This window comes from Sphingomonas rosea (assembly GCF_039538065.1).
GTDB classification, from domain to species: domain Bacteria; phylum Pseudomonadota; class Alphaproteobacteria; order Sphingomonadales; family Sphingomonadaceae; genus Sphingomicrobium; species Sphingomicrobium rosea.
The window spans coordinates 2213916-2231306 of sequence record NZ_BAABBR010000001.1 but is presented as its reverse complement, the minus strand read 5'-3'; the positions used below and the strand labels follow the sequence as shown (position 1 = coordinate 2231306).

16 protein-coding genes are annotated in these 17391 nt (G+C 69.5%); 8 read left to right on the top strand and 8 right to left on the bottom strand.

Annotated elements, in window-relative coordinates:
* Positions 1-228: 228 nt before the first annotated feature.
* The gene (locus tag ABD693_RS11010; RefSeq protein ID WP_344697116.1) at positions 229-861 is read right to left on the bottom strand and encodes a ribonuclease HII; all 633 of its coding nucleotides are present in this window, start codon (positions 859-861) and stop codon (positions 229-231) included.
* A 77-nt stretch (positions 862-938) separates the two neighbouring features.
* On the opposite strand from ABD693_RS11010, the gene ABD693_RS11005 reads away from it, so the two are divergent.
* Positions 939-1697 (top strand): ZIP family metal transporter, encoded by a 759-nt coding sequence (locus ABD693_RS11005; RefSeq protein WP_344697115.1) that lies wholly within the window; start codon positions 939-941, stop codon positions 1695-1697.
* Between the two features lie 3 nt (positions 1698-1700).
* On the opposite strand, the gene ABD693_RS11000 is transcribed toward ABD693_RS11005, so the two are convergent.
* Complete coding sequence (locus ABD693_RS11000; protein ID WP_344697114.1) at positions 1701-2327, bottom strand: histidine phosphotransferase family protein; 627 nt, start codon at positions 2325-2327, stop codon at positions 1701-1703.
* Positions 2328-2629: 302 nt separating this feature from the next.
* Here ABD693_RS11000 and ABD693_RS10995 point away from each other — a divergent pair, with 302 nt between their 5' ends.
* Positions 2630-3583, top strand: coding sequence for an RluA family pseudouridine synthase (locus ABD693_RS10995; RefSeq protein WP_344697113.1), 954 nt, complete (start codon positions 2630-2632; stop codon positions 3581-3583).
* A 62-nt stretch (positions 3584-3645) separates the two neighbouring features.
* Positions 3646-4551 (top strand): RNA polymerase sigma factor RpoH, encoded by a 906-nt coding sequence (rpoH, locus tag ABD693_RS10990; RefSeq protein ID WP_344697112.1) that lies wholly within the window; start codon positions 3646-3648, stop codon positions 4549-4551.
* Positions 4552-4555: 4 nt separating this feature from the next.
* On the opposite strand, the gene ABD693_RS10985 is transcribed toward rpoH, so the two are convergent.
* Positions 4556-5617 (bottom strand): YihY/virulence factor BrkB family protein, encoded by a 1062-nt coding sequence (locus ABD693_RS10985; RefSeq protein ID WP_344697111.1) that lies wholly within the window; start codon positions 5615-5617, stop codon positions 4556-4558.
* Between the two features lie 137 nt (positions 5618-5754).
* Between ABD693_RS10985 and ABD693_RS10980 the strand changes: the two genes are divergently transcribed.
* The 3 genes from ABD693_RS10980 to ABD693_RS10970 all read left to right on the top strand — a co-directional run bounded on the left by ABD693_RS10980 (position 5755) and on the right by ABD693_RS10970 (position 9975).
* Complete coding sequence (locus tag ABD693_RS10980) at positions 5755-7779, top strand: elongation factor G (protein WP_344697109.1); 2025 nt, start codon at positions 5755-5757, stop codon at positions 7777-7779.
* A 95-nt stretch (positions 7780-7874) separates the two neighbouring features.
* Entirely contained in the window at positions 7875-9188 is a 1314-nt protein-coding gene (locus ABD693_RS10975; RefSeq protein ID WP_344697108.1) for a dicarboxylate/amino acid:cation symporter, read from the top strand.
* A gap of 1 nt (position 9189) precedes the next feature.
* Positions 9190-9975, top strand: coding sequence for an HAD-IIA family hydrolase (locus ABD693_RS10970; RefSeq protein ID WP_344697106.1), 786 nt, complete (start codon positions 9190-9192; stop codon positions 9973-9975).
* Here ABD693_RS10970 and ABD693_RS10965 read toward each other — a convergent pair.
* Positions 9960-11213 (bottom strand): M24 family metallopeptidase, encoded by a 1254-nt coding sequence (locus tag ABD693_RS10965; RefSeq protein ID WP_344697105.1) that lies wholly within the window; start codon positions 11211-11213, stop codon positions 9960-9962. The genes ABD693_RS10970 and ABD693_RS10965 overlap by 16 nt on opposite strands.
* An 84-nt stretch (positions 11214-11297) precedes the next feature.
* Between ABD693_RS10965 and ABD693_RS10960 the strand changes: the two genes are divergently transcribed.
* A complete protein-coding gene (locus ABD693_RS10960; protein ID WP_344697104.1) occupies positions 11298-12569 on the top strand; it encodes a multidrug effflux MFS transporter in 1272 nt (423 codons plus the stop codon).
* On the opposite strand, the gene ABD693_RS10955 is transcribed toward ABD693_RS10960, so the two are convergent.
* On the bottom strand, positions 12502-13371 hold the full coding sequence (locus tag ABD693_RS10955; protein WP_344697103.1) for a hypothetical protein: 870 nt from the start codon (positions 13369-13371) through the stop codon (positions 12502-12504). The two genes, ABD693_RS10960 and ABD693_RS10955, sit on opposite strands and share 68 nt — an antisense overlap.
* Positions 13362-13769 (bottom strand): lasso peptide biosynthesis B2 protein, encoded by a 408-nt coding sequence (locus ABD693_RS10950; protein WP_344697102.1) that lies wholly within the window; start codon positions 13767-13769, stop codon positions 13362-13364. The genes ABD693_RS10955 and ABD693_RS10950 overlap by 10 nt, the downstream gene beginning before the upstream one ends.
* Positions 13770-13810: 41 nt before the next feature.
* Here ABD693_RS10950 and ABD693_RS10945 point away from each other — a divergent pair, with 41 nt between their 5' ends.
* Positions 13811-14848, top strand: coding sequence for a nucleotidyltransferase family protein (locus ABD693_RS10945; RefSeq protein WP_344697100.1), 1038 nt, complete (start codon positions 13811-13813; stop codon positions 14846-14848).
* On the opposite strand, the gene ABD693_RS10940 is transcribed toward ABD693_RS10945, so the two are convergent.
* Complete coding sequence (locus ABD693_RS10940) at positions 14838-16217, bottom strand: O-antigen ligase family protein (RefSeq protein WP_344697099.1); 1380 nt, start codon at positions 16215-16217, stop codon at positions 14838-14840. The two genes, ABD693_RS10945 and ABD693_RS10940, sit on opposite strands and share 11 nt — an antisense overlap.
* Positions 16214-17386 carry a tetratricopeptide repeat protein gene (locus ABD693_RS10935; protein WP_344697098.1) on the bottom strand — a complete coding sequence of 391 codons (1173 nt, stop codon included), beginning with the start codon at positions 17384-17386 and terminating at the stop codon, positions 16214-16216. The genes ABD693_RS10940 and ABD693_RS10935 overlap by 4 nt, the downstream gene beginning before the upstream one ends.
* Between the last annotated feature and the right edge of the window lie 5 nt (positions 17387-17391).

Sequence of the window (17391 nt, the reverse complement as noted above, 5' to 3'; positions counted from 1 at the left end):
CGGCGAACGCGCGGAAGCGCCTCGCGGACTGGCAGTACGAGATTCATGGTTAGCCCCCAGGTCAGTGACGCCATGGTGAGTCCCCCGGGGACTCGGGTCAACGCCCAAAGTTTCGACGAGGTCGGGCGGCGGGGCGGAACGGAACGAGTCCGCAACGATGGCACCACAAGATGTTGAGTCCCGTCCCGTTCGCGGGACTCAAGGACATGTGGTGTGACCCGAAGGACTCTATTCGGCGGCGAAAGCGAAGCGCGGCTGCGCACGCTCGGCGAGCACCTCGCGGACCAGCCCGAAGGTCGTCCGATGGAGCGGCGTCGGCCCCAGCTCCTGCAAGGCCCGGCGATGGTCGGGGGTCGGGTAGCCGCGGTTGCGCTCCCAGCCATAGCCCGGATAGGTCTCGGCATGCGCGGCCATGATCCGGTCACGCGTGACCTTGGCGACGATCGAGGCGGCGGCGATCGAGCGGCACTTGGCGTCACCCGCGATGATCGCCCTGCTCGGCCGGTCCCAGCGCGGGCAGCGATTGCCGTCGACCAGCACGAAGGCTGGGTCGATGCCGAGCGCCTCGACCGCGCGCGTCATCGCCAGCATCCGCGCCCAGTAGATGTTGATCGCGTCGATCTCTTCGTTGGTGACGATCCCCACCCCGCAGCGCGCCTGGACCATCAGCTTGGCGTGGATCGCCTCGCGCGCCTCGAGCGGCAGCTTCTTCGAATCGTCGATCCCGCGGGGAAAGCGGTCCCGGTCGAGGATGACCGCGGCGGCCACCACCGGCCCCGCCAGCGGCGCGCAGCCCGCCTCGTCGACCCCGGCCAGCGGCAGCGGGTGATCCTTTTCGAGCTTGAAGCAAGGGCGGGCCATGTCGCTGAAATAGCATGCGATTGGGCGCTGGGAAGACAGGCATCGCAACCATCGGGCTCCTCGCCCATTGCGGCCCCATGCCCATCGCACTCCAAGCCGGCCTGTGGGGCCTTCTTTCGGGCTCGGCCCTCGTCATCGGGGCGGTGATCGGCTGGTTCGTGCCGCTCGGCCGCCGCGTGATCGCCGCGATCATGGCGTTCGGCGCGGGCGTGCTCATCTCGGCGCTGTCGTTCGAGCTGATCGACGAGGCCTGGAAGCAGGGCGGCTTCCTGCCGGTCGCGGGCGGATTCCTCGGCGGGGCGCTCGTCTATACCGGCGCCAACTGGCTCCTAGCCCACCGCGGCGCGCGCCACCGCAAGCGGAGCGTGCCCGAGAAACGCGAGAAGCAGGCCGCGAACAATCCCGAAAACGGCGCGGCCCTCGCGCTCGGTGCGCTCCTCGACGGCATCCCCGAAAGCATCGTCATCGGGGTGAGCCTGCTCGCCGGGAAAGGCATCGGCCTCGTCGCGGTGATCGCGGTCTTCCTGTCGAACATCCCCGAAGGCCTGTCGAGCGCGGCGGGGATGAAGCATGAAGGCAAGAAAGCCGGCCATGTCTTTGGAATGTGGGCACTGATCGCGCTCGCCTCGGGCATCGCCGCGACCATCGGCTACCTCGCCTTCGACGGCGTTCCGCCCGCGGGCGTCGCCTCCGTCATGGCGGTGGCGGCGGGCGCGATCCTGGCGATGATCGTCGATACCATGGTCCCCGAAGCCTTCGAGGGGACGCATGATTTCGCCGGCCTGATCGCGGTCAGCGGCTTCCTTGCCGCCTTCGCGCTAAGCCGGCTGGCCTGATCCTCAGAACACCGCCCCGATCATCAGCACCGGGCTGTCGGCGGGCGAGAGCTGGAGCTTGCCGCCGGTCTGCTGGATGAGCGCATGCGCGAGCCAGGCGCCGGCCGCGCGCGGTTCGACCGTCCCGCCCGCCCCGCGCTCGAGCGTGGCGCGCAGATTGGGATCGAGCAGCAGCCGCGGCCCCTCGGCCCGGATCACGATCTCGGTGCCGTTCGCGCCCCGCTCGGCGCCGATGTCGAGCTGCCCGCCGCGCACCAGCGCGTCACCCGCGACCAGCGCGAGGTTCAGCAGCACCTTGATCGCGTCCTTGGGAAGCTTCTCGGCGCTCACCATCCAGCCGAGCGTGATCTTCTTCTCGCCGCCGAACAGCCCCTCGAGCGCGGCCTTGGCCTCGCGCGTGTCGATCTCGGCCCCGAACCCGCCGCCGGCGCCGAACGCCAGCCGGAAGAACTTCAGCTTGTTGGCGCTCGCCCGCGCGCTCTCGGCGAGGAGCTCGAGACAGCGTTCGCGCATCTCGGGATCCTGCTCGTCGGCCATCAGCTCGATGCCGTTGTTGAGCGCGCCGACGGGCGACAGGAGGTCGTGGCAGAGCCGCGAGCAAAGCAGACTGGCGAGATCGATCGCGTTCATGGCCGGTGAAGTGGCGGATAGGGCCGCCGGTTGCAAGGGACGCGGGTCGCCGCCGGGACTTGCCTAGTAGGATTTGGCATGATCCAAGCTGGTCGATGCAGCGGTCGATGGCCCCCATTCGCGATGTGCGAGCCTCGCGGCGAGGCAAGTTCACACTATGGGACCTTCGTCGTCGGGCAAGGATTGGCAGTCCTGCGCCACTGGCGGGCTTTTTCCGACGTCGTGATGACCCCCCGGACCCTTGGACCTTCGTGAACCTGCAGGTCTTGAAAAGCACCGGCGGCACCCCATCTGTTTCGGCCATGACCGGGGGGTCCGATATCATCGACATCGCGCTTGGCGCGGATCACGCGGGCTGGCGGCTCGACCGCGCGCTCGCGGACGCCGTCCCGACCATGTCGCGCGAACGACTGAAGACTCTGGTCAAGTCGGGGGCGCTCGAGCGCTCCGGCACCCTCGTCCGCGATCCCGCCATCAAGGTCGCGGGCAACGAGACCTTCCAGCTCACCGTCCCGCGCGCGGCGCCCGCCGAAGCCCAGGCGCAGGACATTCCGCTCGGCATCGTCTTCGAGGACGAGCATCTGCTGGTGGTCGACAAGCCTGCGGGCCTCGTCGTCCATCCGGCGGCGGGCAATCTCGACGGGACGATGGTGAACGCCCTCCTCCACCATTGCGCCGGGCGGCTGAGTGGCATCGGCGGGGTGGCGCGGCCGGGCATCGTCCACCGCATCGACAAGGACACGAGCGGTCTTCTCGTGGTCGCCAAGACCGACGTCGCCCACGAGGGGCTGGCAAGGCAGTTCGCCGCGCACAGCATCGACCGCCGCTACCAGGCGATGGTCAACGGCGTGCCGATGGCGCCCAAGGGGACGGTCGACGCCCCGCTCGCCCGTTCGAGCCACGACCGCAAGAAGATCGCGATCGTCGGCGAAGGCCGGGGAAAACGTGCCGTCACCCACTGGACCCGGCAGTCCGTCGGTCGCGACTCGGCGCTGGTCGAATGCCGGCTGGAGACGGGCCGCACGCATCAGGTACGCGTGCACATGGCGAGCCTTGGCCATAGTTTGGTCGGAGATCCCGTGTACGGGCGTAACAACAAGACGGTGGCAACCGCCTGCAAGGAACTGGGTTTCAAGCGTCAGGCGCTTCACGCGGCGACGCTTGGCTTCATTCATCCGGTTACGAAGCACCATCTGTCGTTTGACAGCCCTGTCCCAAAGGACATGCAGGAACTGTTCAAGGCACTTGGTGTATAAGATACTCATGGCAGCGCGCTCCTCGTTGGAGCAAGGCTGCCGGAAAAGGACGCGACACTTTCATGGCACAGGCGAAGGCAGTTTCCATTCCAGCGGGCGCCGGCGAAGTCGGACTCAACCGCTATCTGAGCGAGATCAAGAAATTTCCGATCCTCGCCCCGGAAGAGGAATATATGCTCGCCAAGGCATGGCGGGAGCATAACGACACGGACGCCGCCGCGCGCCTCGTGAACAGCCACCTGCGCCTCGTCGCCAAGATCGCCATGGGCTATCGCGGCTACGGCCTGCCCGTCTCCGAGCTCATCTCCGAGGGCAACATCGGGCTGATGCAGGGCGTCAAGAAGTTCGAGCCCGACCGGGGCTTCCGCCTGGCGACCTACGCCATGTGGTGGATCCGCGCCTCGATCCAGGAATTCATCCTGCGCTCGTGGAGCCTGGTGAAGATGGGCACCACCGCCGCGCAGAAGAAGCTGTTCTTCAACCTGCGCCGGATGAAGAACCAGATCGATGCCTTCGAGGAGGGCGATCTCAAGCCCGCCGACGTGACCAAGATCGCGACCGATCTCGGCGTCACCGAGGAGGAAGTCATCTCGATGAACCGCCGCATGGGCATGGGTGGCGACACCTCGCTCAACGCGCCGCTGAAGGGCGACGAGGGCGGCGAAAGCCAGTGGCAGGACTTTCTCGTCGACAACGGTCCGCTGCAGGACGAACTGGTCGCCGACGAGGAGGAGAAGCAGGTCCGCCATGCGCTCCTCAACGACGCGATGACGGCGCTCAACGACCGCGAGAAGCACATCCTCGTCGAGCGCCGCCTCGTCGACGAGCCCAAGACGCTCGAGGAGCTTTCGCAGGTCTATGGCGTCAGCCGCGAGCGGATCCGCCAGATCGAGGTGCGGGCGTTCGAAAAGCTCCAGGCCTCGCTGATGAAGAAGGCGACCGAGCAGCGCCTGCTGCCCGCCGCCTGATCGCCTAGCGCAGGGCGCGCTTCACGAGCGCGCCCGCCAGCACCAGCCCTGCACCCGCCCGAAGCAGGACCGTCAGCGATTTCGGCTTTGCTTGTGGTTCGGGAGTGATTTTCGCCGGGCGCACCGGCGCGGGGTCGGGCACCGCCCTCGGCTCGACCGGCGCCGCTCCGTTCGCCGCTTGCCGTTCGACCTCGCTGTTCACCTCGGCCCCGAAGATCAGGACATAGCTCGACAGGTAGAGCCAGGTCAGAAGCACGATCGGCGCCGACAGCGACCCGTAGGTCGCGCCGTAATTGCCGAAATTCCGGACATAGAAGCCGAAGCCCACGGTCAGCACCAGCCACACGCCCGCGAAGAACACCGACCCCGGAGTCAGCCACCGCCACCGCGCCTTCTTGCGGCTCGGCCCATAGCGATAGAGCGTCGCCGCCGCCGCCGCCGCAATGGCGGCGAGCAGGGCGTAGGTCAGCAGCCCGAAGCCCAGGCGCCCCACCCCGCCGAGGTTCGGGAGCAATTTCTCGATGCTCGACAGGAGGCCGGTCGCGCCGGCCACGAAGCCGGCCATCACCACCGCGCCGACCGTCATGGCGAGGCTCAGCAGCGTCGTCCTGAGAAAGCCGCGCGTCTCCCGCTCCTCATAAGCGATGTTGAGCGCCGTCACGATCGCGCCCGCAGCGTTGCGCGCGCCCCAGAAGGCCAGTAGGATCGCGAGGAGGAGGCCGAGGCCCTTCTTGCTTGCGCTCGTCTCGACCACCTGCGTCAGCTGGTCGCCGATCAGCTTGGCCGCCTCGCCCGGAAGCACGCTCGTCAGCCCCGCCGCCTGCCGCGCCACGGCCTCGGGCGAGACGAACAGCCCGTAGGTGAGCACCGTCGCACCCAGGAGCGGCACCAGCGCGAGGAAGAAATAGAAGGCGACGCCGGCGGCGACGATGCCGACATTGTCCTTCTGGCTCTCCTTCCAGGTGCGCTGAGCGATGTCCTTCCAGCCGGGCGCCGGAATGTCGCCGGGCCGCTGGGCGTATTGGCCGTGGTCGGTGGTGCTATTCGGGGACGCCTGACTGGTCATGGTGCGCCCAACCGATGCCGCCGCGCGGCCGTTCCCCTTGCCAACAGGCACCAGGAAGCAGAGCCTCCAAGTCCCAGGCGCAGGAGGCGCTCGGCAGCGACTCGAACGCGCCACTCGGCACGAAGGAGAGCTGCACCATGCACGACCTTGTCACCGGCACCAGAGCCATCGCGCTGGTCGGTCCCGCGGGCGCCGGCAAGACCTGCCTCGCGGAAGCCATGCTGTTCGCGAGCGGCGCGATCGACCGGCAGGGCGACACCGGCCACGGCACCAGCGTCGGCGACTCCAGTCCCGAAGCGCGCGCCCGCGGCGGCTCGACCGAACTCAACCTCCTGCACTTCGACTGGCTCGGCGAGCATTTCGCACTCCTCGATCTGCCCGGTGGGACCGGCTTCCAGGCCGACGGTGCCCGCGCGCTCGCGCTGGCCGACCTCGCCATCGTGGTGGTCGACCCCGATCCCGCCCGCGCGCCGCTTGCCGCGCCCATGCTCCGCCAGCTCGACGAGCTTGGCGTGCCCCACCTCATCTTCGTCAACCGGATCGATAATGCGCGAGGCTCGATCGGCGAGCTGCTCGGCGCCTTGCAGCCCTTGAGCGTCTCGCCGCTGATCGCCCGCCAGGTCCCGATCCTTGACGGCGAGCGGATCGACGGCTTCGTCGACGTCGCGCTCGAACGCGCCTTTCACTACCGCGCCGGCCAGCCGTCCGAGCGCATCGCCATGCCCGCCGAGCTCGACGCGATCGAGACGCAGGCCCGCACCCGCCTGCTCGAACAGCTCGCCGACCATGACGACGCGCTGCTCGAGCAACTCCTGATGGACGAAATCCCGCCTTCCGAGACCGTCCTTCATGACCTTGCACGCGAGACCGCCGAGGGACTTGGCGTGTCGGTGCTGTTCGGCTCGGCTGCCAATGGCTGGGGGGTACGGCGGTTGATGAAGGCGATCCGCCACGAGACGCCGGGGCCGAACTCGACCGCGCGACGGCTCGGCGTATCCGACCCGGTGCTGCATGCCTTCAAGGTCAGCCACGGCCACGCGCTCGGTCGGCTGGTGCTCGCCCGCGTGCTTGGCGGCGAGCTTCGCGAAGGCCAGGAGCTTCGCGGGACCGACCAGCGCAGCGTCAAGCCGGGCGCGATCTTCGCGCTGCAGGGCGACAAGAGCCAGCGGCTCGGCACCGCGCGCGATGGCGAGGTGGTGGCGCTCGCCAAGGCCGACCAGGTGAAGGCCGGCGACTGGTTCGGACGCGGCGCCCTGCCCCCGCCGCCCGACGTCTCCCTTCCCTCGCGTAACGTGCGGATCGCGATCCTGCCCTCCGACCGCAAGGATGACGTCAAGCTGTCGGGGGCGCTTCACAAGCTGGTCGAGGAAGACCCGAGCCTCGGCCTCGCCCACGACGAGGAGGACCATGCGCTGGTGCTCTCCGGCGTCAACGAGGAGCAGCTGTCGCTGGTGCTCGCCAAGCTGAAGCGGCGCCACAGCGTCTCCGTCGTCCAGCGCGCACCGCGGGTCGCTTACCGCGAGAGCATCCGCCGCCCCGTCACCCAGCGCGGGCGCCACAAGAAGCAGTCGGGCGGGCACGGCCAGTTCGGTGACGTGGTGATCGAGGTCAGCCCGCAGGAACGCGGGAGCGGCATCGCCTTTATCGAGCGGATCCATGGCGGCGCCATCCCGAGGCAGTATATTCCCGCGATAGAGCAGGGCGTGCGCGATGCCTGCCAGAAAGGCGCCTTGGGCTTCCCGGTGGTCGACGTCGCGGTGACGCTGATCGACGGCAGCTATCACAGTGTCGATTCGAGCGAGCTCGCCTTCCGCACGGCGGGACGGATCGCGATGCAGGAGGCGCTCGCCGCCGCGCAGCCGCACCTTCTCGAACCCGTCCACAAGGTGGTTGTCACCAGCCCTTCGATCGCCACCAGCAAGATTAGCTCCGCCCTTGCCGTCCGCCGCGGCCAAGTGCTCGGCCTCGCCCCGCGCGACGGCTGGGCCGGCTGGGACCGGGTGGAGGCGATGGTGCCCGAGGCCGAGCTTGCCGGGCTCGAGGGCGAACTGCGCTCGCTCAGCCAGGGACTGGCGACCTACGAAGCAAGCTTCGACCACCTCGCCGAACTCAACGGCCCGCTGGCGGACAAGGTAAGGGCGAACGAACCCGAGCACGCGTGAAGCAGGCGTCGTCCCGGCATGGGCCGCCGGGACGACGCTTGACATCCCGCCCCCGCCCCGCGACCCCGCTCCGCGAACATTGCGTGGAGTGAAATGTGGGCAAGCGCCTGACCTGGTACATTCTCCTGGCCCTGGTGCTCGGGCTGCTCGTCGGTTGGCTGGTCAATGCCAATGCCGCCACCCTCGCCCAGGGGGGCGACCCCGAGGCGTTCCTTAAGAACGTCGCTTACTATCTCGGCATCGTCACCACGCTCTTCCTGCGGCTGATCAAGATGATCATCGCGCCGCTCGTCTTCGCGACGCTGGTCGCGGGCGTGGCGCACATGGGCGACACCGCCGCGCTCGGCCGGGTGGGCTTGCGCACCATGGCCTGGTTCGTCACCGCGAGCCTCGTTAGCCTCACCCTCGGGCTGATCCTCGTCAATCTCCTCCAGCCGGGCGTCGGTCTCAACCTGCCCCTCCCCCCGACCACCGCCGCGAGCGGCGTCGACCGCGCCGCCTTCGACCTTGCCAAGTTCGTGACGCACGTCGTGCCCGCCTCGGGCATCCAGGCGATGGCCGACAACGAAATCCTCCAGATCGTCGTCTTCGCCCTCTTCATCGGTGTCGCGATTACGGCGGTGGGCGAAAAGGCCAAGCCGCTGGTGCGCGGGATCGAAGGGCTGGTCGAGGTGATGCTGGTCGTCACCGGTTACGTGATGCGCTTCGCCCCCTTCGCGGTGTTTGCGGCGGTGGCGGCGAGCATCGCCGAGAACGGCCCGGGCGTGATCCTGACCTTCGGGCGCTTCATCGGCACCTTCTACGTCGGCCTCGCCTTGCTCTGGATCTTCCTCCTCGGAATCGCCTTCCTCGCCGTCGGCAAGCGGGTGTCGCATCTCGCCCGCTACATCCGCGATCCGCTGGTGCTGGCCTTCTCGACCGCCTCGTCCGAGGCCGCCTATCCCCGCACGCTGGAAGCGCTCGACAAGTTCGGCGTGCCGCCGCGCATCGCGAGCTTCGTCCTTCCGCTGGGCTATTCGTTCAATCTCGACGGCTCGATGATGTACATGACCTTCGCGACGATCTTCATCGCGCAGGCTTATGGCATCGACCTCTCGATTGGGCAGGAGATCCTCCTCCTCCTGACGCTGATGATCACCAGCAAGGGCATCGCCGGCGTCCCGCGCGCGAGCCTGGTGGTGATCGCGGGCAGCCTCGCGATGTTCAACATCCCCGAGGCGGGCCTGCTGCTGATCCTCGCGGTCGACCATTTCCTCGACATGGGCCGCTCGGCGACCAACGTCGTCGGCAATGCGGTGGCGAGCGTGCTGGTCGCCAAGTGGGAGGGCCCGCTCGACGTCGAGGAAAGCCCAGTGATCGAGCATCCGCACGCGCCGAGCCACGTGCCCCCGCCCGGCCCCAACGTCTGACGTGGATCTCACGCGCCTGCCGGACCGCTACCGGCTGATCCTGTGCGACCTGTGGGGCTGCGTCCATGACGGGTGGCGGATCCTGCCGGGCGTCGCGGGCACGCTCGCAGCCTGGAAGGCGCAGCAGCGGGTGGTCCTGTTCCTGACCAACGCGCCGCGCACCACCGACGCCATCCTCCAGCAGCTCGAAAAGCTCGGTCTCGACGACGATCTCTACGACGGGATTGTCACCGCGGGCGAAGCGGGCGTGGCGGCGCTGGCTGGACGGCCGGTCGGCTTTTGCGGGACCGAGGAAGATCGGGCCGACCTGGAACGGCGCGGACTCGTCATCGTCGAGACGGACTTCGCCGAACTCGCCTGCGCGGGGCTGGCGCCGGGTGAGACGCTCGAGGACTATGCCGACCGCCTTGCCGCATGGCGCGACGCCGGCGTCGTCCTCCACTGTCTCAACCCCGACCGGATCGTCCATCACCAGGGCGAGGTCATGGTCTGCGCGGGTGCGCTTGCCGACGCCTACGAGGCGCTCGGCGGAACCGCGGTCTGGTACGGCAAGCCCTATCGGTCGGTCTACGATTATGCGCTCGAACTTGCCGGGGTCACCGACAAGGGCGCGGTGCTGGCGATCGGCGACGGGATGCAGACCGACATGGCGGGCGCGGCGGCCTATGGCATCGATGCCGTGTTCGTCAGCGGCGGCATCCACGCCGGCGAGATCCCGCGTTTCCCCGAGGGCTGGACGCCGGTCGGGATCGTTGCCGGCTTCGACGAGGCTCAGCCGAACGGCTGATCGATGCTTGGCGGCGGGGTGGTGAACCACCTGGGCCCGCCCGCCGTCATGTGGAAGCAATCCTCGAGCCGGATTCCGAACTTGCCCGGGAGATAGATGCCGGGCTCGTTCGAGAAGCACATGCCGGGCGCGAGCTTCGTCGTCTCGCCATGGACGAGATTGACCGGCTCATGGCCTTCCATCCCGATACCGTGACCGGTCCGGTGCGACAGGCCGGGGAGCGCATAGCCCGGGCCATAACCCCAGCTTTCGTAGGCCCGCCGCACCGCATCGTCGACGCTGCCCGCGGCCGCGCCGACCCTGGCGGCGGCAAGCGCGATCTGCTGGCCACGGTGCACCTGGTCCCAGACCTTGCGCTGCTCGGCGGTCGGGTCGGCGCCGAACACGAAGGTCCGGCTGATGTCCGACTGGTAGCCATGGACGCTGCACCCGCCGTCGAGCAGCACGACGTCGCCGCGCGCGAGAACATGCGGCTTTCGCGAACCATGCGGAAGCGCCGAGGCCTCGCCGATGAGCACCAGCGCGCCGTCACCGTTGCCGCCGAGCCTGGCGGTCGCGGCCGTGATCGCGGCCTCGATCTCGCGCCCGCTCATCCCAGCCTTCAGATTGGCATGGACCTGGCGGAAGGCCGCGATGGTGATGTCATTGGCCGCCTGCATGAGCGCGAGCTCGGTCGCCGACTTCACCATCCGCTGAGCGCGCACGACATTGTTGCCGCTGACGATCCGCGTGCCGGGAAGCTGGCGCGACAGCCGGTCGGACAGGAAGAAGCGGTTGGTTTCCTCGAACGCGGCCGGCAGTTTCGCCACCCCGCGCTCGCGCAGGAAGTCGGCGACGAGCTTCAAGGGCTCCTCATCTTCCTGCCAGGTGCGGATTTCGGCGGGCACCTCGAGCATCTCGGCGATGCTGGGCTTTTCGAAGAAGGGCGTGACGATGATCGGGTCGCCCTGCGCCGGGACCACGACCGCGGTCGGCCGTTCGCTCCGCCACCACTGGATGCCGGTATAATAATCGAGGCTGGCCCCGCTCTCGACCAGCAGCGCGCCGAGGCCCTGCTGCTGGAGCAACTGCTGCGCGCGGCGCAGGCGCGCGACCCGTTCGGCGCTGGTGATGGGCGGCGGCAGCGGGCGCGGGGTGAGTTGCTCGGCGGTCTGCGCGGCGAGCCCCGACAGCGGAAAAGCACTCGCCGCGGCGGTCATTCCGGCACCGCGAAGGAACCCGCGGCGGCCAAATGTCATTAGACCCATCGATCCCTCGTCCAGTCCTTTATCCTGCCCCTCTGTTGCACGGCGATGCGCGATGGGCCAGCAGGCGCAACTTCCATGTTCGAACATAGTCAATCCGGCAGGGCCGGCAGCCCGCGCCCCGGCACCCGTGAGACCATTGCCCTCCTCGCGGGGCTGATGGCGCTCAACGCCATCGCCATCGACGCGATGATCCCGGCGCTGCCCGACATCGGCGCGCACCTTGGCGTCACCGAGGAGAACCGCCGTCAGCTCGTGATTGTCGCCTACACCTTCGGCTTCGGGCTCGGGCAATTGCTGTGGGGCGCGCTCGCCGACCGGTTCGGCCGCAAGCCGATCCTGACCATCGGCATCGCGGCCTACGTGGTGTTCGCCTTCGCCTGCTCGCTCGCCCCGACTTTTGCGATCCTGGTCGGCGCGCGGATGCTGCAGGGCGCGTCGGCGGCGGTGACCCGCGTGCTGGTCGTCGCCATGGTCCGCGACTTGTTCGACGGCGAGGCGATGGCCCGCGTGATGAGCCTCGTCTTCATGACCTTCATGCTGATTCCCGTTCTGGCGCCCAGCATCGGTCAGCTGATTCTCCAGCTCGGGCCATGGCAGGCGATCTTCTGGTTCCTGTCGGGCTATGGCGTGCTGATGGGCATCTGGAGCTTCCTGCGCCTGCCCGAGACGCTGCACCCCGAATATCGCCGGACGCTGCACCTCGGCGAGCTCTTCGCCGCGGCCAAGAGCGTGCTCACCGAACGCCAGTCGCTCGGCTACACGCTGGCGCAGACCGCGATCTTTGCGGGACTGATCGCCTACATCAGCTCGGTCCAGCAGATCATCTTCGACTATTTCGAGCGGCCGCAATCGATCGGCCTCGTGTTCGGCGCGATCGCGGCGCCGATGGCGCTGGCGAGCTGGCTCAACAGCCGCTTCGTCGGGCGCTTCGGGCTTCGCCGGGTCGGGCATAGCGGCGCCGCGGCCTTCGCGATCCTGACGCTCGGCCACGCGCTCGTCGGGACCTTCGTCGGCGAGGACTTGCTGCTCTTCTCGATCCTGCAGGGCGCGGTGATGGCGAGCTTCGCCTTCTGCTCGGCGAACCTGAACACGCTGGCGATGGAGAAGATGGCGCCGATCGCGGGCATGGCCTCGTCGATCCAGGGCGTCATCGGCACCGTGCTCGCGGCGATCGGCGGCTTTGCCATCGGCCAGGCGTTCGACGGGACCCAGCGGCCGTTCGAATGGGGCCTGTCGCTGTGCGGCGCCCTCGGGCTCGCGCTGATCGTCGCGACCGATCCTAGGCGGATGTTCGAGCGGCTCCGGCGTGCGCCAGAAGGGCTTCCCCGAGCGCAGCCAGCCGAGTGAGGTCGCGTGGGCGGGTCAGGCGGTAGACCGGGACCAGTCCGGCGAGCGTCACCGCCGTCACCCAATGCGCCTGCGCGCTTCCTACGTCGGCGACATATTCGCCGCGGTAGGTGTGCTCGACAAAGGCCTGCACGGCGGCCGCGCCGCCAATCGGGTCGATCGCGATTTCCGGCCCGGTCTCGAGGACGTAGAGGCCGTGCAGCGGCAGGCCCTCGGTCGCCAGCGCGGCGTGCGGCACGGGCAGGTCGAACTTGTCATAGCCCTCTTCCATGTAGGACCGCTCGAGCCCGTTATTTCCGAGACCGAGCGCGCCGAGCGCCTCGTCCCACAGGCGAAGCCGCGGCACGCCGGGATAGGCAAGCGCCTGGCCAGCCTCGAGCCGCATCACGATGACGTCGTCGCCGACCAGCGGGCGCCCGCTCCGCTGAAGCCAGGCGGCGAGCGTCGACTTGCCCGCGCCCGATGGCCCGGCGACCGCGATCGCCCCCTCGCCTACCGCCACCGCATTGGCGTGGAGCGGCAGGAGCTGACGCTGGTGGAGGATCAGGCCGAAAGCGCTGCCGAGAAGAAAGAGCCGGATGTTGCGCTCGGGTGCACCGGGATAGGCGTCGATGACGATCTCGCGGCCGTCGCAAACCCGGAAACGGGCGGCATCGGGGATGTCGAGGTCGGGCTCGCCTTCGATCGGCCCGAGCCGGACCGTGACGTCAACCGGCGCCCTCTCCGATGCGGGGACAAGGCCGGGCAAGGGAAAGTCGCTCGCGATCGTCAGGCCGAACAGCCGGGCCCGGGTCACGGCCATCTCGCCACCTCGGTGTAGCGCGGCGCGGTCTGGCCGCCGTGGACGGTTCGTCCGTCGAGGCTGATCCAAACATGGGCGCTAAGTTCGCCCCTGGCGTCGACGCCATAATGAAGCACCGCCGGCACCCCGCGCCGCCGCAGCATTCGCTGGACGGTCAGCCCCTGCTCGAAGCAAAGCGCGCGAAACGGCATCCGCCGCGCGACCGAGGCAACGGTCTTCGAGACGAGTTCGACGTCGGTGTCGCTGTTGGGCCCAAGCGGCACCGCGCCGAAGCCGATTGCTTGCGGAAACGGCCGCCGCCCGATGGCGAGATGGGCGCGCGGCAGGAGCATCGCCGCCTCGGCCGCGAGGCGCCGGAAGCCGGGCTCGCGCAGGAAGCGCCCAAGGCCCCTCAGCACGGGCAATTCCCTTCGCCGCCGGCGCCGCTATGGACGGGAGCATGGAGCCAGCCCTCGCCCTCATCGTCGAATGCTGCCGGGCCGACCTCGGCGAGGCGGAACTGGACAGCCTTGCCGCCAAGCTGACGAAGGCGGACGGCAAGCGCATCGCGCAACTCGCCAAGCGCCACCGGGTCGAGGGCCTTGTCTGGCGGGTGATGCAGCGCTCGGGGCTGATCCCGCTGGGCGCCGGCACGCTCGCCGAACAGGCCCGCCGGATCGCGATGGACGGCCTGCTGATGGCGCGCGAAAGCGGGCGCGTGCACCGCAATTTCGCGGGCAATTCGCTGCCCCACCTGTTCCTCAAGGGTCAGACGCTGGGCGCGCTCGCCTGGGGCAATCCGATGCTCAAGCGCCAGCTCGACATCGACCTGCTCGTCCCCGCCGGCGCGATCGGCCGCGCCGCTGCGATCCTGTCGCACATGGGCTACGTCCAGGAAACGCCCGAGCCGTCGGTCGATCCCGCCGACTGGCACCGCCGCCACAAGGAGAGCCTGTGGCGGAGCGACGACGGCATCCTCCTCGACCTCCACAGCCGGCTGGCGGACAATCCGGCGGTTCTCTCCACCGTCACCGCGGCCAGTCCCGCGCGGCTGGTCGAGATCGCGGGCGGCGTTGCGCTGCCGACGCTCGGCGACCGGCTGCTGCTTCCCTATCTCGCGGTCCACGGCTGCTCGAGCGGCTGGTTCCGGCTGAAATGGATTGCCGACTTCGCTGCGCTTGCCCGACGCGTCGACGGCGCCGCAATCGCCGCCGCGATCGACATCGCTCCGCGGCTCCAGGCAGGGCGCGCGCTGGCGGCCGCCTTCGTGCTCGCCAATCGGCTGCTCGGCACGCCCATCCCCGAGGAGCTCGAATATGACGGCGGCGCCGCGCGGCTGGTGAAGATCGGCCTCAAGGCGATCGCCGACGAACGCGAGCCCACCGACCGTGCCCTCGGCACGCTGTCCATCCATCATTCGCAGATGCTGATGGCGCCCGGATCGCATTTCTTCGTCGGCGAGGCGATGCGCCAGCTGGGCGCGCTCCTTACGCGCTGACCAGGCCATCGTCGGTCATGACGAGGTGACGCGCGGCACGCGCCTCGCCCTTGCGACTGGCGGCCCGGGCCGACAGGCGGCGCGGCTCGGCCATGAACACGAGGCAGAGCGCGAACAGGGCCTGGATCGCGGGATCGCGCAGCGGATAGTCGACGAGGCTGTGCCCGAGGATCGCGGCCGAGCCGATCGTCCCGGCGAGCGCGAACAGGTTGCGCGGCTCCGCCCGCCACAGGCGAAGGCTCGTCATCGCCCACCAGCCAAGCAGCACCAACATGAGGAGGATGCCCGGAAGCCCGGTTTCGAGCGCCCATTCGAGCGGGTCGCTGTGCGCATGGTTGACGAAGAAGGCGTCGACCGCCGCCGGATCCTCGCGCAGCTGGTAGACCCGCTGGAAGGTGCCGAGGCCGGTGCCGACCGGGAGGTAGTCGACGATTGCCGGCACCGTCTGGTGATAGATGTCGCTCCGGCTGGTATAGGAGACGTTCCCGCCGCCGACCTGGGACATGGCCGCCATCGCCGCGACCGCGCCCAGGAGGAGCAGCATCGCGAACCCGCCGAGCCAGCGCGCGCTCCGGCGGGCCTGCGGCAGGGCGAGCCCGACGCTCGCCAGCGCGACCGGACCGGCGAGCCCCAGCGCGGCGAGCGAGCCGTTGAGCGCAAGGCCGAGCAGCACCACCGCGAGCGCGCCGAGCGCGATGACGATCCGGCTCAATCGCGCCGAGCCCTTGCTGCTGCGCGACGGCGATTGCGCGCGGCCGATCAGCGCGGCGAGGAAGGGAATGGCGATCAGCAGCAGGGTCGCCTGGTGGTTGGAGTTGGCGAACAGCCCCGCCGCCTGCCCGCCGTTGCTGATCGGGAAGAGATAGGGCCCGCCCTGCACCAGCTGCAGCGCGCCGAGCAGGACCGAGATGGCAGTGCCCGCGACGAGGGCGGCGACGCACCAGCGCCGGCGATAGGCGCCGAGCACGAGGATTCCGGCCATGACCCCGAGCGGCACGAGGATAAGCGGGAGGATGGCAGCGGTCGCGGCGGGGCTGAGCGACAACGGCAGCCACGGGAGCGGCGCACCGCGCAGCGTGAAACCCTCGGCGACCACGGCGCGGCCGGGCAGCGCGCTCCAGACCGCGGGCGGCAGCGGCACGAGCTGGATTAGCACCAGCGCCACCCACGCGCCGGCGAGCCAGAACAGGAAGCGGCCGTTCCGATCGACCCCCTCCCCGCTCGGACGGACAAGCGCCCAGATGACGAGCGCCGCGCCGAGGAGTTCGAGGATCAGCAGCCGCCACGACCCCTGCGTGCTTCCGCCGAGGAGGAGGCACAGGAAAAGATAGGCCGGGACGACGGCCTGCTGGACTTTGCGAAGGGTCACGAGGCGGCCTGCAAGGGGGAAAGGCGGATCCGGAGAAGGTCGATCGACACGGTTCGCTGGAAGTCGCCCATGACACCCCAGAGACTCAGCTTCTGCGCGTCGCAGCCCGGCGCGACGTTGAAGTCGGCGGCGCCATCCTTGGCCTCGATCGGATAGGAGGCGAGCGGCGCGGTGACGCCGGCGCAGGTCAGGCGCCACTGGAAGGTGCCCGCGGGCGGCGGGGCCGAGAAGGAATAAGCGAGGCGATAGCGGCCCGGCGGCAGGAGCAGGCGATGCTCGGCGACCGCGACTTCGGCCCGGCCATAATAGACGATCCGCATCGGCCCGTCGGCGGCGGGCTCGACCGCGGCCTCGGTTCCGGCGGGGAAGCGCCAGGTCAGCGGGCCGGTCGCGGCGTCACCCCAGGAGGCGAGCGCGCTGCCGCTGTCATCCGCCTGGGTGTGGGCGAGGAGGGCGCGGGCGGCGGGGATCTCGCCGGCATCGATCCGGACGTCGAGCGCCTGCGCCAGCCACGGTGCCGAGCGGTCGCTCGGCCGGGCGAGCGCGAGCAGTTGCGGGGTCGCCGATCGGTCGAAGGCGAGTGCCTTCAGCACCGCGGCGCGAAGTTTGGGATCACGGCCAAGCACCGGGGCGACCCTGGTGAGCGCGTCGGGCTGGCGGATATAGGTGGCGAGCGCGGTGGCGAAGCTCTCGGTCGCGCCGCCCATGCGCCGTCCGAGCGCGCCGACATGGACCAGCGCCTCGGCCAGTCGCTGCTGCCGGATCATGAGGTCGGCGAGCATGAAATGCGCCGCGGAGGAGCGCGGGTCGCGGTGAAGCGCGGCAGCGAGAAGCGTCTCGGCTTGGCGCGTGTCCCCTGCGGCGATGCGGTCCGTGGCCTCGACCAGCAGCGGCTCGGGCGCGAGCGGCTCGCGCGCCCCGGCTTCGGTCACCAGGGCGCGGGCGGCGGCGGACGGCCCCTGCCCCTTGCGAGCCGCCTCGCCGATGTCGGTGAAGGCAAGCGCGAAGCCCGGCCCCGGATGCGCCGGCCAGACGGCGTGCGCGAGCGCGGGGCGCGTCGCCGTCTCGGCATCGACCACCGCGGTCCGCACCGCCTGCCCTGCGACCAGCACGACGCCGGCCACCCCGAGCCAGCGAACCGCCGACCGTCCCGCTCCGCCCCCCGGCATCGTCC